16 protein-coding genes are annotated in these 14,529 nt (G+C 49.6%); 7 read left to right on the top strand and 9 right to left on the bottom strand.

Annotated features, from left to right (window positions below):
• Positions 1-12 precede the first annotated feature (12 nt).
• The 4 genes from AB9R92_RS11570 (at position 13) to AB9R92_RS11555 (ending at position 4,835) form a co-directional block, all read left to right on the top strand.
• Positions 13-2,628 carry a YfhO family protein gene (locus AB9R92_RS11570; protein ID WP_370669594.1) on the top strand — a complete coding sequence of 872 codons (2,616 nt, stop codon included), beginning with the start codon at positions 13-15 and terminating at the stop codon, positions 2,626-2,628.
• Positions 2,629-2,698: 70 nt separating this feature from the next.
• Positions 2,699-3,334, top strand: a complete 636-nt coding sequence (locus AB9R92_RS11565) for a superoxide dismutase family protein (protein ID WP_370669593.1) — start codon at positions 2,699-2,701, stop codon at positions 3,332-3,334.
• Positions 3,335-3,481: 147 nt separating this feature from the next.
• Entirely contained in the window at positions 3,482-4,357 is an 876-nt protein-coding gene (locus AB9R92_RS11560) for an SDR family oxidoreductase (protein WP_370669592.1), read from the top strand.
• Positions 4,358-4,442: 85 nt separating this feature from the next.
• Complete coding sequence (locus AB9R92_RS11555) at positions 4,443-4,835, top strand: YndM family protein (RefSeq protein ID WP_370669591.1); 393 nt, start codon at positions 4,443-4,445, stop codon at positions 4,833-4,835.
• Positions 4,836-4,873: 38 nt separating this feature from the next.
• Here AB9R92_RS11555 and AB9R92_RS11550 read toward each other — a convergent pair whose 3' ends face one another.
• The 4 genes from AB9R92_RS11550 to ytvA all read right to left on the bottom strand — a co-directional run bounded on the left by AB9R92_RS11550 (position 4,874) and on the right by ytvA (position 7,767).
• A complete protein-coding gene (locus AB9R92_RS11550) occupies positions 4,874-5,566 on the bottom strand; it encodes a YqjF family protein (protein ID WP_370669590.1) in 693 nt (230 codons plus the stop codon).
• 72 nt (positions 5,567-5,638) lie between these two features.
• A complete protein-coding gene (locus AB9R92_RS11545; RefSeq protein WP_370669589.1) occupies positions 5,639-6,469 on the bottom strand; it encodes a manganese catalase in 831 nt (276 codons plus the stop codon).
• Positions 6,470-6,494: 25 nt separating this feature from the next.
• On the bottom strand, positions 6,495-6,779 hold the full coding sequence (locus tag AB9R92_RS11540; RefSeq protein ID WP_370669588.1) for a hypothetical protein: 285 nt from the start codon (positions 6,777-6,779) through the stop codon (positions 6,495-6,497).
• Between the two features lie 214 nt (positions 6,780-6,993).
• Complete coding sequence (ytvA, locus tag AB9R92_RS11535; protein WP_370669587.1) at positions 6,994-7,767, bottom strand: YtvA family blue-light photoreceptor; 774 nt, start codon at positions 7,765-7,767, stop codon at positions 6,994-6,996.
• Positions 7,768-7,916: 149 nt separating this feature from the next.
• Here ytvA and AB9R92_RS11530 point away from each other — a divergent pair, with 149 nt between their 5' ends.
• Positions 7,917-8,621, top strand: coding sequence for a type 1 glutamine amidotransferase domain-containing protein (locus tag AB9R92_RS11530; protein WP_370669586.1), 705 nt, complete (start codon positions 7,917-7,919; stop codon positions 8,619-8,621).
• Positions 8,622-8,677: 56 nt separating this feature from the next.
• A complete protein-coding gene (locus tag AB9R92_RS11525) occupies positions 8,678-8,905 on the top strand; it encodes a hypothetical protein (protein WP_370669585.1) in 228 nt (75 codons plus the stop codon).
• Positions 8,906-8,972: 67 nt separating this feature from the next.
• Here the strand turns inward: AB9R92_RS11525 and AB9R92_RS11520 are convergent, their stop codons facing one another.
• The 4 genes from AB9R92_RS11520 to AB9R92_RS11505 form a co-directional block, all read right to left on the bottom strand.
• Positions 8,973-10,148, bottom strand: a complete 1,176-nt coding sequence (locus AB9R92_RS11520) for a S1C family serine protease (protein WP_370669584.1) — start codon at positions 10,146-10,148, stop codon at positions 8,973-8,975.
• A 178-nt stretch (positions 10,149-10,326) separates the two neighbouring features.
• Positions 10,327-11,730, bottom strand: coding sequence for an ATP-binding protein (locus tag AB9R92_RS11515; protein WP_370670102.1), 1,404 nt, complete (start codon positions 11,728-11,730; stop codon positions 10,327-10,329).
• Positions 11,720-12,400, bottom strand: coding sequence for a response regulator transcription factor (locus tag AB9R92_RS11510; protein ID WP_370670101.1), 681 nt, complete (start codon positions 12,398-12,400; stop codon positions 11,720-11,722). Before AB9R92_RS11510 ends, AB9R92_RS11515 begins: the two co-directional genes overlap by 11 nt.
• Positions 12,401-12,480: 80 nt before the next feature.
• On the bottom strand, positions 12,481-13,494 hold the full coding sequence (locus tag AB9R92_RS11505) for a GTPase (RefSeq protein ID WP_370669583.1): 1,014 nt from the start codon (positions 13,492-13,494) through the stop codon (positions 12,481-12,483).
• Between the two features lie 147 nt (positions 13,495-13,641).
• Between AB9R92_RS11505 and AB9R92_RS11500 the strand changes: the two genes are divergently transcribed.
• Positions 13,642-13,968, top strand: coding sequence for a CHY zinc finger protein (locus tag AB9R92_RS11500; protein ID WP_370669582.1), 327 nt, complete (start codon positions 13,642-13,644; stop codon positions 13,966-13,968).
• Positions 13,969-14,042: 74 nt separating this feature from the next.
• Here the strand turns inward: AB9R92_RS11500 and AB9R92_RS11495 are convergent, their stop codons facing one another.
• Positions 14,043-14,522, bottom strand: coding sequence for a GNAT family N-acetyltransferase (locus AB9R92_RS11495; RefSeq protein ID WP_370669581.1), 480 nt, complete (start codon positions 14,520-14,522; stop codon positions 14,043-14,045).
• Positions 14,523-14,529 lie beyond the last annotated feature (7 nt).

Raw genomic sequence — 14,529 nt, 5'->3', positions numbered from 1 at the left:
GACGGTGGCATTATGCGCTCTTTTCGTCCCTATCTTCTACTGACAGTTGCATTTCTAGCCATGGCCATTATCGGCCATGGCGTCTTTCTGTTTCAATGGACTCAAAACCAATTCATGGCCGGGCCTAACGACGGCCTCGCCCAAATGATGCCGTTCAAGCAATTGCTTTATGATCACTACACGCGGGGCGAGTTCTTCTATTCTTTCGATTTCGGGCTTGGTGCTGGCATATTCAGCGAACTGTCGTATTATTTTTCTACGTCTTTCGTTTATATCTCGACACTCGTGATCGTCTATTTGCTCGATTCCCTTCAATTGATCGGTGATCCGGATGTCCTGTTTTGGGCCAATGCGTCCGTGTTCATCAGCGTCGCCAGGTTGACGATTGTACTCATCGTCACCTACACCTTGTTCCGCTATATGCGCATCTCGCGCTTATCGGCAGTTGTCGGGGCAAGCATCTACGGAATTTCAGGGATGTACTTCCGGCATGCGGCTTTTTGGGAATTTTTTGCGGATGCATTCATCTGGCTGCCCCTGCTGATTTTTGGTGCCGAAAAGATCTTCCGCGAACAAAAACCCGGCTGGTTTATGTTCGCTATCGCAATTTCGATGATCGACAATTTCTATTTCGCCTATATCAACTTTCTGCTGGCGGGCATTTATATTTTGTTCCGCTTGTTCATTCCGCTTGAAAAAAAGGAAACAAACTGGAAGCAGTCCATTGTATTGTTCTTGATGGCCGGATTGATCGGCGCCGGCATCTCCATGGTGTCGTTTATTCCTTCTGTGTATGCCTTCTTGAATAACCACCGCCCTGCGTTCCAGCAGGATATTCTCTGGTTCGAAGAGACGGAGAACCTCCTTTTCATGAGCCGCTATATCCTGTTGCCGGCGATGTTTATACTGTTTTTATTCATCCCATCGCTGTACAAGCTTTCCCGTTTCCGTCTTTTTGCATTGATCGGCATGCTGACGATCGTTCTGTATCATAGCCCGATGGTGGGCAGTATTTTCAACGGCTTTTCAGCACCCCAGCACCGCTGGGAATATTTCATCTCGTTTGTGGCTGCAGGCGCCATTGCCAGTGGCTTGGATCATTTCCATAAATTGCGCTTGAAGGAAGTTGTTCCAGCGGCGATTTTGACCGCCCTCCTTTATGGATGGTTCGCTTGGCGAGATGAAGCGCTCGAATTCACTACGCTTTATCCCCGCCTCGCACTCACAGGCCTCGTTTTGACCTTGGCAGCCGCGTTGGCAGCTCCGGCCATTCGGCAGCGATTGCAAAAACCGCTGTTGGCTGCTGTGCTGCTCGCTTTGGTATTGGCAACTGCCAATGTCTACCAAAGCGAAAAATTACTGGACGATGCGAATATTGCGGACGTCGATGAAGCTTTGATTACCGGCGAAGATTACGATAACGCGGAAGTACGCACTTTGATCGACCAAATCCAAGAACGCGAAACCAGCGAGATCTACCGCATTGACTGGATGGAAGGCGTCCGCAACAATACGCCGATCGTCCAGGACTTCCAGGGGCTCAGCGCTTATTCCAGCATCTTGAACAAAAACTTGTTGTACTTCTATTTATACGATTTAGAGATCGATATGGGGCGGGAAAGCGTCAGCCGCTACGCAACACTCGGCAACCGCAGCAATCTACACAGTCTTTTGCAAGGAAATTACGCGATACGTGAACAGGACGATCCGAATGTGCCTTATGGCTTCCGCAAATTTGCCGCTACCGATAATTTCATCGCTTACCAAAACCGCTACCCGCTGCCTTTCGCGCGGCCGGCTTTCCAGGTGTATCAAGAGTCCCAGCTAGCGGATGAGCCGCCTTTGCTGCGCGAACACGCCATGCTCAGCGGCATCGTCTTGGATGAAACGGCTGAAACCGAACCGCTTCCCGACCGCTTCCCGGGAGAGGCAGATTATGAAATCGAAGAAATGTCTGCGAATTATGATGGGGGCGTGCTCGATATTTCCGGAGAAACCGGCGGAATCGATTTGCTGCTCGACGAAGTTCCGGAAGAAGGCGATTTGTATATCTCTTTCCATTTGGAGAATACAGCCGCAGACCAGGGCTTCCCACTGGAAATTAATGAATACCGGACGACCCGCAAGTCCAATCAGTCGATCTACAAGACCTTCGTTGACGACTTGACGATCCGCATCGAGGCTGCGGATCGAATCAAAATCCGCATGCCTGAAGGCACCTACAAATTGAGCGATATCGAAATCGTGAAAGAACCTTATGCGTTATTAAGAGAACAAAATGCTTTGGCAGACCGCACGAGCAATTTGAAAATCGACGGCAGCCAGGTTGACGTGACTTACGATAATCAAGATGGCGCTCCTTACCTCAATTTATCGATTCCGTATGAGAGAGGCTGGCAAGCATCCATCAACGATGAGCCAGTCGAGGTATTGAAAGCCAATTACGCATTTTTGGCCGTCCCGCTTGAAGACGGCATGAACGAGATTAAGCTGCACTACCGCCCGCCTTTCTTTTTGCCATCCCTGCTCATCAGTTTAACGGCGCTCGCCCTTGGCTTGTTCTGGCTGCGCCGCCGCAAAGGAAAAGCCCTTCGCAGGCATGAGCCAAAAGACACCATGACGAATTAATGGGTTTAACTGTCCTCTTACATGTGTAAGGAAAGGTAATAACATTTTTTAGGAGGAAGGAGAAAATGCGATGAAATCTTGGTTGATGACAATGCTTTTGGGCCTTTTACTGCTGCTGGCGGCATGTGGAAACGACACCTCGGAACCTCCGACGGAAACAGACGGAGCCGAACCGCAAGAAGAGGAAGTGGAAGAACAGGAAGGCGAGCCACAGGAGGGCTCAGAAGCCGATTCAGAAGAAGAGAGTGAAGTCCAATTATTGACGGTTGAATTCCTGAATGCAGACGGGGACGCGACCGGCACTGCCGAATTGACGGAAGAGGATAACGGAGTGATGGTCAAATTGGATGTCGAAGGGCTGGAACCTGGAATGCACGGAATCCATTTCCATGAAGAAGGAATGTGCGAAGCACCTGATTTCGAATCGGCAGGCGGGCATTTCAACCCGACCGGTGCGAGCCACGGACACGATAATCCGGACGGCCCTCATGCAGGCGACCTCCAGAATATTGAAGTGGCCGATGATGGCACTTCGACGGACGAACTGACCGCAGAAAACGTCACTTTGAAAATTGGCGAAGATAATTCCCTATTGAAAGAAGGCGGTACAGCGCTTGTGATCCACGCTTCGGAAGATGACGGGCAAACCGACCCTTCCGGCGATTCCGGTGAACGTGTTGCTTGTGGCGTTGTAACAGCTGAATAGACTCTCTAACAACAGCCTGGAAATATGTTCAGGCTGTTTTTTTATTACATCGTTTATCTTTGAGCCTTGGCTTAACATTCGGTTTGCGTTTAGCAGGAAATGGAACGGGAATAACTACCATATATTCAAATCGAGGAGGACGTTTAGATGTCAAAAGATAAATACGAAAAAATCCATGACCAAATCGACCCGCAGGAGCAAGACCACCAGCCGGGAATAGAAAGCGAAATGGCCCCGGAACCGATATATGATGACGAGAATTATAAAGGTGCGGGCAAGCTGGAAGGAAAAGTCGCCTTGATTACAGGCGGCGACAGCGGAATCGGCCGGGCCGTTGCGATTGCTTATGCGAAAGAAGGCGCAACTATCGCCATCGCTTACTTGGATGAACATGGAGATGCGGATAAAACCATCGAAGCCGTGAAAGCCTATGGTGCAGAAGCCCAGAAATTTACAACGGACGTGAGCCAAGTAGAAAACTGCCATCAATTAGTTGTTGATGTCATCGCCGAATTCGGCCAATTGAACATTCTCGTCAATAATGCAGGCAAGCAATTCCCGACAGAAGATTTCCTGGATATCAGCCCCGGACAATTGCACGAAACTTTCGAGACGAATATTTACAGCATGTTTTATTTGTCCCAAGCCGCGTTGCCGCATCTTTCTAAAGGCGATACCATCATCAATACATCGTCCGTGACGGCCTATCGCGGATCGCCGGCACTCATTGATTATTCATCCACAAAAGGCGCCATCACCAGCTTCACTCGCTCATTGGCTGCCAATGTCAGCGAGCAGGGCATCCGTGTCAATTCAGTCGCGCCGGGCCCGATTTGGACGCCGTTGATTCCTGCCACATTCGATGCTGAAAAATCCGGCAAGCAAGGGGAAGGCACACCGCTAGAACGGCGCGGGCAACCGGCCGAACTTGCTCCCGCATACGTTTACCTTGCCTCCACCGATTCCACCTACGTGACCGGCCAGGCAATCCATGTAAACGGTGGAGACTTTATCACTTCATAAGATTGCGGGTACTTCCTCAACAAAATAACTGATGTCTTGAAAATACCTTGCCTATTGAAACCTAGTCATTAAGGAGGGCGTAACAATGAAACATATCGAAGCGGTTTTGATGAAATTTGCAATGAGCTTTGCTGTGGTCTTCTTGATCTTGGGGCTAATTTATGGCGTTGCTGTATTTGATATTTTCGTGATCAGTTTAGCGATTACTGCAATTGGATATGTTGGCGATATGATGATATTCCCGCGTACATCCAATAAGGTCGCCACTGGTGGAGACTTGGTGCTCGCGTTCTTGGTTGTTTGGCTATTGGGAGAGTTCTTAATCGACAACCCAGATTTCTCCATACTTGCGGCATCAATTTACACAGCGATTTTGATTGCTGCCGGTGAGTGGTTTTACCATATTTATCTGAAGAAGCGTCTATGGGAACAAAAAGAAACTTCCCATACATTGAAACAGGAGCCGAACCGAAAATAACCACAACACGTAAAAGCCGATCATTAAATGATCGGCTTTTACGTATGCTCTTTAACAGGAGGATAAAACCGCGTTTTCTGCTCCGCAGAGAAATGGGCTAGCGGCTCTTCCATATTCCACCCACTAGGAAGAAAGCCAGCAAGCGAATTCTCGGCTATTTCTGTATGGACCTTCTGCAAGCGCCACGGCGCATGGTCAATCTCTACGCGGTAGAGGGCTGCTTTTGGCTTTGTCCATAAACAATAACGTTCCGTCAGCCATTTTTCCAATTCGGACGTCTTCAATATGTTATCCCCTGGCGTGAAGCCCACCCGGAAGTTCTCTCCACTTCCCGGTTTAGCGAGATGGCTCGCAAATGCATAACGCCTCCCTTTTTTCACTATTTTCATGCGGGCATACCGGTAAGGAAGAAAGCCCCCCGCACTCGCCGCTTTTACAGCTAATTGGCTATCGGCGTCCAGGCTGAAGAAGTAAACTCCAGACCGTCCTTTATATCTTACATATGTTCTTACATTCAACTCGCGATATGTCCCGGCAATGGGAAATGGCAACGAAAAGCGCATTCGCGTGTGAGCGGCAACGAACGGAACAACGCCGACCCATGCCTGGCCGTCGAATAAATCGATTTCCAGCTCTGCCGGTACAAATGGCCGCAATGCATCGGGTGCAATCGGCCAATGCAAAAACACCAAATCCCGCCATGTCTGCGCCATGATCCATGGCTTTTTCATCTAGACACCCCGCTTCAAAAATATCCGTAACGAAACGGGACGAAGAAAAATTCTCCGTCCCGTTTGCTGCTTCTATCTTTTTAACTTTTCTTCAGGCAATGTGTCGTGCGACTCGAGCGGCCCCGGTTTCAAGGTCGGCTTTTGGCCGAACGCTTGAGCCTGCTCGTATTTGAACGGATGGCCATCTGGTGCATTGCCATTCATCCATGGCAATGATGCGCTGTCTTCGCCTTCCGAGAAGTTATAGAGCGTATGGGAATACTCGGTCGCTTCCCATTCCGGCGGCACGGTAGAAGGAGCGATGATGCCGCCTTCTTTTTCTTCCAAATCACGTATTGCAGCTATCCACTGGTTTTGATGCATCGTATCACGCGCCAGCAGGAAGGACAGCAAATCTTTTACGCCTTTATCATCGGTCAGGCTGTACAGACGCGCCACTTGCAAGCGGCCTTGCGATTCTGCATTGACGTTGGCGCGGAAGTCGGCGAGCAAATTGCCGCTTGCGATGATATACCCTGCGCTCCACGGCACCCCGGCGCTGTTCTCTGGTGTTGCGCCGAGGCCTGAGACGATCGCGTGATGGGGGTTCATGCCGCCCATGATCGCCCCGATTACCGGGTCGCTCGCCGCTTTTTCCTGCTCGTACACTGGTGCCCCCTCCAGCAATTGGGCGACCATGGTAGCGAGCATTTCAATATGGCCGAGTTCTTCTGTTCCCGTATCCATCAGCAGGTCTTTGTACTTTTCATTTCCTCTTGTATTCCACCCTTGGAATAAATATTGCATGGCCACAGACATTTCGCCAAATTGACCGCCAATGACTTCTTGCAGCTGCTTGGCAAATATCGGATCCGGCTTGTCCGGCTTCGCTTCGAATTGCAGTTCTTTTCTATTGAAAAACATTTAATTTCCTCCTCTTAATTTTTTATCATTTATCGTCATCTATCCGTCCTTCGCTATCTTTCTTGGTGTCTTGAGGATGTCCGCCGTCATAGTCGGAATCGTTCCCTCCTGCATTGAACTCTTTCCTTTGCCGCTTTTCATCCTCCATCCCTTGGCGTTCATCCACTCTTCCTTCGCTTCCTGGAAAGCCGTCTTGGGGCTGGCCGCCGTCATAATCCGAGCTATTGCCCCCTGCATTGAATCTCTTCTGGTCCGTGTCTGAATTCACTTGATTCTCAGGTCCTTCACGCTGGTTCTGTTCTTTTCCCATCGTTACGCCTCCTTGGAAAATCTGGAATCTCCATTCCCTAGTTATGTACCCCGGAGTAATGAATTGAAACAAAATAGACTGTTTTTTCAATTAATTGACCACATAGTAGCAGAATCGTTCATCCTATAGTGCGTAAAGAATCAAATGAAAACTTTGTGGGGGATTTTTTGCAACAAAAAACCTCATTCCCACAGAATGAGGCCAAAATAAGATCTTATTCGTTTATATCAGCTAATGCCTTTTCGATGCTCGCATAGGTTTTCAGCATATTGTCCCGGTCGAGGTCGCGCACCAATTCAGTGGCTGCTTGGGGAGTGACACCGGTGATGTACAGGCGGCTCCCCATGATGCGGAGCGCTTCGAAAATTTGTGTGAACCAATGGAGCGGAGATTCCTCGTTCCATGTCAATCCTGTTATGTCGAGAAGTGCATGCTCAATCCGGTGCTCGCTGACGTATTCGCATAATTTCACTTTCAATGCTTCAAAACGCTGCAGGTTCATCGTCCCCACAAGCGCGACTGTCGCCACATTCGGCTGGATCGACAAAATCGGCAACATCAATTTCTCTATTTCGCTTTCATTTTTGTCAATCGCTTCCTGCTGCATTTTTTCAACTGTAATGTCCGTCTGGGTGCCGATGAAATAGAGCTTTTCTTCGACTGTTACCGGGGCGACGGCCAGCCGGTTCCAAAACGGTGTTCCGTCTTTTCGGTAATTGCGCAAAACCACGGTTGTTTTTTCTTGATCCTTAATGGCTTGCCGAATTTGGTCAACTGCATCAAGAGCGGTTTCCCGCCCTTGCAGGAAACGGCAGTTCCGTCCCAGCAGTTCTTCTTTGCCATAGCCGGTCATTTCCGTAAATGTGCGATTAGCATAAATGATCGGATTGTCTTCTTTTGCAGGATCCGTGACAATGGTGCCGACTTTGCTGCCGTCTAACATGGCTTCAAGCAGCTGAATCTGTGTATCCACTTCCATTTTTTCCATATAAATTAGTTCACCTCAAATTTTTACTCATATTATTTTAGCACAGCTTGGCATATAGCCAAAACCGGGAACTTCCGGAAGTTTCAGGAATCCGTCAAAGGGTAAATGTAGAAACAAGAGCTTTCTAAAGAAATGGAGAGGATACCCAAATGGCGAAAGTATTGGCAGTATTATCAAGCGGCTATTCGAATGAAGAACATAATTACGTCACCGGCTGGTGGGCAGAAGAATTATTCGAGCCTTTATCGGAACTTGAGAAAGCAGGCCATTCAGTAGGCCTCGCTTCCATTGACGGCGGCAAACCGGTCGTCGATCCCTTAAGTCTCGATAAAGCTTATGACCCTGAAGGCAAATACAAGAAATTATACGACTCCGGAATCGCAGATAAGACAACACCGGTCGTCGATGTCCGAGCCAGTGAGTACGATGCCATCATGATTGTCGGCGGCCACGGGGCGATGTTTGACTTGGCACATGACGAAAATCTTCATGCCATCATCAATATCGTCCACGAAACGGGCGGTATCGTTTCTGCTGTCTGCCACGGCCCCGCCCCGCTTGTCTTTACGAAAACAAAAAACGGCAAGCCTTTATTGCAAGGATTGAAAGTGACCGGCTATCCGAACGATATGGAACCGGAAGAAGTCGATGGGCTATTGCCGTTCAGCCTAGAAGATGAAATGGCGAAAGTGGCACAATACGACAAAGGCGAAGGGCAAGATGAATACATCGTTTGGGGCAGTGACCGCCTGCTGACTGGCCGTGACCCTGGCTCCTCACAAGCATTCGGCCGTGAGCTGGCGAAGAAGCTGTCCGAACTGGAAAAGCATCAACTCGACAAACATTTGGAGTGACGAATCGGTCGAAGCAGCCAGCCTGAAAAAAGCAAACATTAAAAGGAGGAGATCGAATGGATAACAAAAATAACCACAATGATAAAGACAGGGAACAGGAATATATGAAAACGAGTGAGCAGGAACTGGACCGCAAGCCACCGGCAGAAAAGGAAGGGCTTGAAGAGCCGAAGAAAACAGGCTATCCGCCGTTACAGCTTGGATTGATCATTTTTGCTATCGCCGTTTTGGTGATTGTCGGATTCGCCATCGGTTTTGACTGGTTTGGCCTATTCGGAAATTAAGGGCGTTCCCGACGCCATACAAAAAACGGCAGACAGGAAATCCTGTCTGCCGTTTTTTTGCATGTCCCTAAATTTGTTCGCTCAACTGTACTTCAAATGTTTTCAATTCGCCGTTGCGGTAGGCTTTGACCGTCACAGTCCCTTGTTCTTTCACTTCCGTGTAGAGATATTGGCGAAGTTCCAAAACAGAAGACACGGCTTGGCCATTCAATTCGACGATGGTGTCTTTCGCTTCGATTCCTGCTTTATCAGCGCCGGATCCTTCCTGTACCGATTGGACCACAATGCCGTCTTCTACTTTCCCTGGAAGGTTCAATTCCGCATTTCTGATTTCTGCAGGTATCTGTTCCAATTCAAGCAATGCGACACCTAGTGACGGGCGGGAGACTTTCCCTTCTCCTTCAAGTTCCGAGATGATCGGGATCGCGGAATTGATTGGGATGGCGAGCCCGATGCCTTCCACTGCATCCTGGGCGATTTTCATCGAGTTGATGCCAATGACTTGGCCTTGTGCATTCAATAATGCACCGCCACTGTTACCAGGATTGATCGCGGCATCGGTTTGAAGCACTTCCGACTGCCAGTCTTCCTGGCCGTCTTTATTGATGTCGATCGGGACAGCGCGTTCCGTACCCGAAATGACGCCTGTCGTCACCGACCCGGAAAATTGGAGGCCGAGCGGGTTGCCGATTGCAATGACCGGCTCTCCTGATTTCAATACCGATGAATCGCCGAACTCTGCGACCGTGTCAATCTGTGCCCCTGGGACTTTCAGGACAGCAAGGTCGGTCCAGACATCCGAACCGAGCACTTCCGCTGCGAGTTCTTCGCCGTTCGCCAAGGTCACGACCACTTCTTCAGCGCCTTCCACTACGTGATGGTTCGTGACCACGAATGCATCGTCCCCTTGTTTTTTATAGATGACGCCGGATCCTGCCCCTGCTTCTTGTGTAGACGTTTGGGCAAACGGGTTATTGCCAGCTTGCAGGTTGGAGACCCCGACCACTGCATCTGCCGTTGCTTCAACGGTTTCTGTGACATCTGTCGTGACGATTGCCGACTCACTCTGCAATTCGCTTGTTTGAACACCCGCTGTGGCGGATTCCGTTTCGCCCAGATCCGTTCCGGTAATCATTGTGCCCACCAGCAAGGCACCTGCCAATACGCCCCCGAAACTGGAAGCCATATAGCGTTTCCACGGATTTTTCTGATTATCTTGCCGTGTTGTATTGTAGTAGCCCATTAGTTTTCCATCCCCTTTAATGATTGGTTGTCGTTTGCCCTGTGGCTTTCGATACTCTTATCATACAAAGCAGATATGAAAAAATTATGACCAAACATGCAACAGAAATGTAAAGTTTTCAAAGTCATTAGACGCCAAAAAGCCTGCCGGGACAACCGGCAGGCTTTCAATAGTCCAGTTAATTATTTGTTTGTTTATGCGGCAGGCGGATTGTGAATTTTGTTCCTTTTCCTTTTTCGCTTTCCACCGAGATTTCCCCGTCGTGCAAATTGACCAATTGGCGGACAATGGAAAGGCCCAATCCGAACTGGCCGCTTCCGCGCGACATATCCGCTTTATAGAAACGGCGCCAAATGAGCTCCAGTTCATTGACTTCAATGCCGTGCCCGGTATCTTCCACCTCAAGCACCGTTGCGCCGGATTCCGCGCGGGCGCGCAGGAAAATGTCTCCGTTATCGGTAAATTGAATGCTGTTTTTGACGATGTTTACCAGGATTTGAATCAACCGGTCCATATCCCCATAAATCATCTTACCCGGCTCGGCTTCGATCAACAAGCGGTCGCCTTTTTCGGCTGCCTGCAATTGCAGCTGCTCTTGGATGATTTCCAACAGCTCGGACGCTTCGATCTCTTCTTTCATGAGCGTCACTTGATTCGACCGGATTTTCTCATAATCCAGGTTTTCATTGACGAGGCGCATGAGCCGCTTCGTCTCATCGCTCACCAGGCGAATGCCTTTTTCCCGTTGCTGTTCCTCGATCATGCCGCTCTTCAAACCTTCGATAATGCCGGCGATGGTCGTAAGCGGCGTCCTCATCTCATGTGAGACATCCGCCATGAAACGCCTCCTGCGGTTTTCGAGCTGTTCGATTTCTTCGTTGGAGCGCCGCAATTTATCCGCCATGACATTGAAGTCATGCGCCAAGTCGCCGAATTCGTCAAAATTCGATTCCGGCAAATTGACTTGGTAATGCCCTTCGCTGATCATCGACGTCGCTTTTCTCATGCGCTGCAGCCGCGTCACGTGAATTTTGGCCAGCAACAGGCTCAAAAGCAATGCGAACGGCAAGGAAATGGCGATCACTGCGACCAGCGTCCGGTTCAATTCCGTCACCATTTCCCGGATGCCGCTCACAGGCGAAGCCAATAACACCCCTCCTGCAAGCGTGCTGCCTTCGACATACGGCAGGGCGACGAACGTCATCGACCGCTCAAAGCGTTCGACATCCCGGTAAACGACCAAGGTTTCGCCGCGTTCGATGACATTCCACTCTTCTGGCGTCAGCTCGACCGACGGAAAATTGCCGTTGATCGGATAAAGGATCCGGCTTTGCTGGTCAAAGACGATGAAATTGATGTTCTGCGCTTCAAGCACCGTCACATAGGATTGCAGATCCGTCCCTGGGCGTGCTTGTTCAAGCTCCTGAAGGATTTGCTCGCCGTAGCGTTCCAATTCCTCTGCCTTGTCGGAATATGCCACCCGCTCGCCGTAAAAAATGAACAGCGTGCTTAAAATGGCCACCGCAAACACAAGGACGCCCATATGGCTGGCGATCAATTGATAGAAATACTTAACCCGCAAGTTCTTCAAATTTATAACCTACTCCCCACACCGTATGGAAGAGCTGGTCCCCTTCCGGAATTTTCTTGCGCAGCCGCTTGATGTGGACGTCTACCGTCCGTTCATCGCCATAGAACTGATAGCCCCATACTTGTTCGAGCAATTGCTCCCGGCTGAACACTTGCTTCGGATGCTGTAGGAAGAAAACCAGCAGATCAAATTCCTTCGGCGTTAGATTATCGATCGCTTGGCCGTCTTTGACGACTTCACGCGTTTCTTTTTTGACATGGAAATGGGATGTGCGGATGCCATCCTCGGCCGCTTCCCCTTTTCGCACCCTTCTGGTCACTGCTTTGATGCGCGCCATCAAGGTCAAGGGGCTGAACGGTTTGGTCACATAATCATCTGCCCCCATTTCAAATCCGATCACCTGGTCGGATTCGCTGTCTTTCGCCGTTAACATGATGATGGGCACTTCGCTTCCCGTCTCCCGGATTTTCCGGCATAAAGCGATGCCGTCCATTCCCGGAAGCATCCAATCCAGGATCAGCAGGTCAAAATCCCCTTCCTGGAATTTGCGGAAGCCTTCCAGTCCGTCTCCCGCAAATTCACCGTCGAGCCCTTCTTTTGAAAAAAACAATTCCAGCATCGAGCTGACGCTTGGATTGTCTTCCACTACCAAAATTTTCATCATTCCCACCTCCAGGTTTCCGGTTCAATGTCTGTGTCAAACCCAAAAAGCCGCCCAGAGAACGGGGACGGCCACATGGTTCAAGCATTTTTTTCTCGCTTTTTCAGCTTTTCATAAAGGCTGCCGATCATGTCATAATCAATGGCGATATTGTTTTCGTACGCATACTTCACGCCGTAACCGAGCGCAAGTGTCATGGAGCTCGCCACTGTCCCGCCGATAATCGAACCTGCCCCCGGGACAAACTTCAACGCCTGGCGGTACAGGGTATGGCCAATCGTCTGCGTGGCAGTGATGACGATCATGTCTTTCGCCGCTTTTTTCGTCAAAGGCTTATCGTACAGATTCGACAGTTTGACGATGAGTCCGACCTGCAGCGTCGTCAGCGGCAATACGTCCGATCCTGGAATCGGTGATGCGCCGATGATTCCCGCTGAGACCCCGGCCCCCACGATCCAACGCGTGGCAGCAGACGATTTCTCTTTCATGCTTTTGGCGAAGAGCAGGTCTTTCCCCTTCTTTTCCAGCAACAGCAAAATTTCCTTTTTCAGCAGATCCAAGTTCTCTCCCGTTTTTGAAGACACCGGGATCACTTTGTATTTATTGTTTGTGTGCCCTTTGATAAATCTGATGATCGACGGGATATCTTCGGCCGCATCGATTTTATTCAGGACGATGAGGATGTCTTTATTATGTTTTTCGATCTCGGCGAATTTTTGTTTTTCGCTATCTGAAAAGACCGTCCCGGCAGCGTTCAGGAAAAACAGCACGACATCCGATTGCTGGACGAACTCCAATGTTTTTTTGGGGTTTTCATCATTCGGGTCATTGAGCCCGGGCGTATCCATGAACTTGATGTTCTCCAAGCCGCGAATATTATAAGGATCCACGCTGACCGTTTCGCCAGGCATCGGGTTGGTGCTGGCAATGTCTTCACCGATGATTTTATTCACCGTTGTCGATTTCCCGGCATTGACCTCGCCGATCAATGAAATCAGCAAATCCTGCTCGAGCGTATCGCTCACTTTCTTCATCTCGTCTTCAAACACTTTGTCCATCGCACGCATGACTTCATCTTCGAATTCCTTAACCATTGGCCCGTCTCCTCCTTCAAGGTACTTATCCCTATTATAAAGGCTTCCGGCGTTCGCGACCATTTTCAGCTATCCCCTGCACTCGCCACCAGCTTCATTCCATAGTAGCATAGAAGAAATATGCCAATTCATAAGGAGTGTCTGTCCATGTGTGAACGCCCCCGTGTCCTCGGGCTCGATGTCGACCCCCAAACCCGCTGCCGCCATTACCATTCGGAAACCGATCGGATCGCCATCCGCTTTCATTGCTGCGGAGATTATTTCCCTTGCTACGAATGCCATGAAGCAGTCGGTTGCAACGACACATCCGTCTGGCCGAAAGAATGTTTCCACGAAAAAGCGATTTTATGCGGCGCATGCGGGACAGAGCTATCCATTCGCGACTATCTCGATTGTGCTTCTACCTGCCCGCATTGCGCAGCTGCCTTTAACCCTGGCTGCAGCCTCCACAAGCATCTTTATTTTGAAGTTTGAATTAATGGAAGAACATTAAAAAAAACCGCCCGAAAAGCTGGATTCCTTCAGCGTTTCGGGCGGTTTTGACATACTTATTTCACTTTCAGGCACATCGCGAATTGCTCGCCTTTTTTCCCCATTACTCTTCGGCCCGTATCTTCAAAGCCAGCTTTTTTATAGAGGTTCTGCGCAGCGATATTGCGCGCATTAACGCCGAGCACAATCTCATCAAAGCCCTCGAATTCTTTTTTCAGAAAAGCGGGCAAAGCTTCAAGAGAGCCGGTCGCAATTCCGCGCCCTTGATATTTCGGATTGACGGAATAGCCGCGCAGCAGCAAGGCTTTCGGGTTATCGGAATAGCGTTTCCGGTCCTCTGATTCATCCAGCTCGAAAAAACCGGCCACTTCGCCGCGCGCGCGGATGACGATCAGATGCTTCTCTGGATTCCCCGCGTCCCGCTTGATAAGCTCCTGTGGCATCATGGTGAATTCTTGCTGATCCGCCGGGAGATCATAGGAGACATCGGTTCTTTTGGTATAACAATGCAACGTCACTTCACTTTTTCTGATCACGAAAATC

This window comes from Planococcus sp. SSTMD024, from assembly GCF_041320495.1.
Lineage (GTDB): Bacteria > Bacillota > Bacilli > Bacillales_A > Planococcaceae > Planococcus.
The sequence above is the reverse complement of the archived record's forward strand: the minus strand, read 5'-3'. Positions and strand labels throughout refer to the sequence as shown.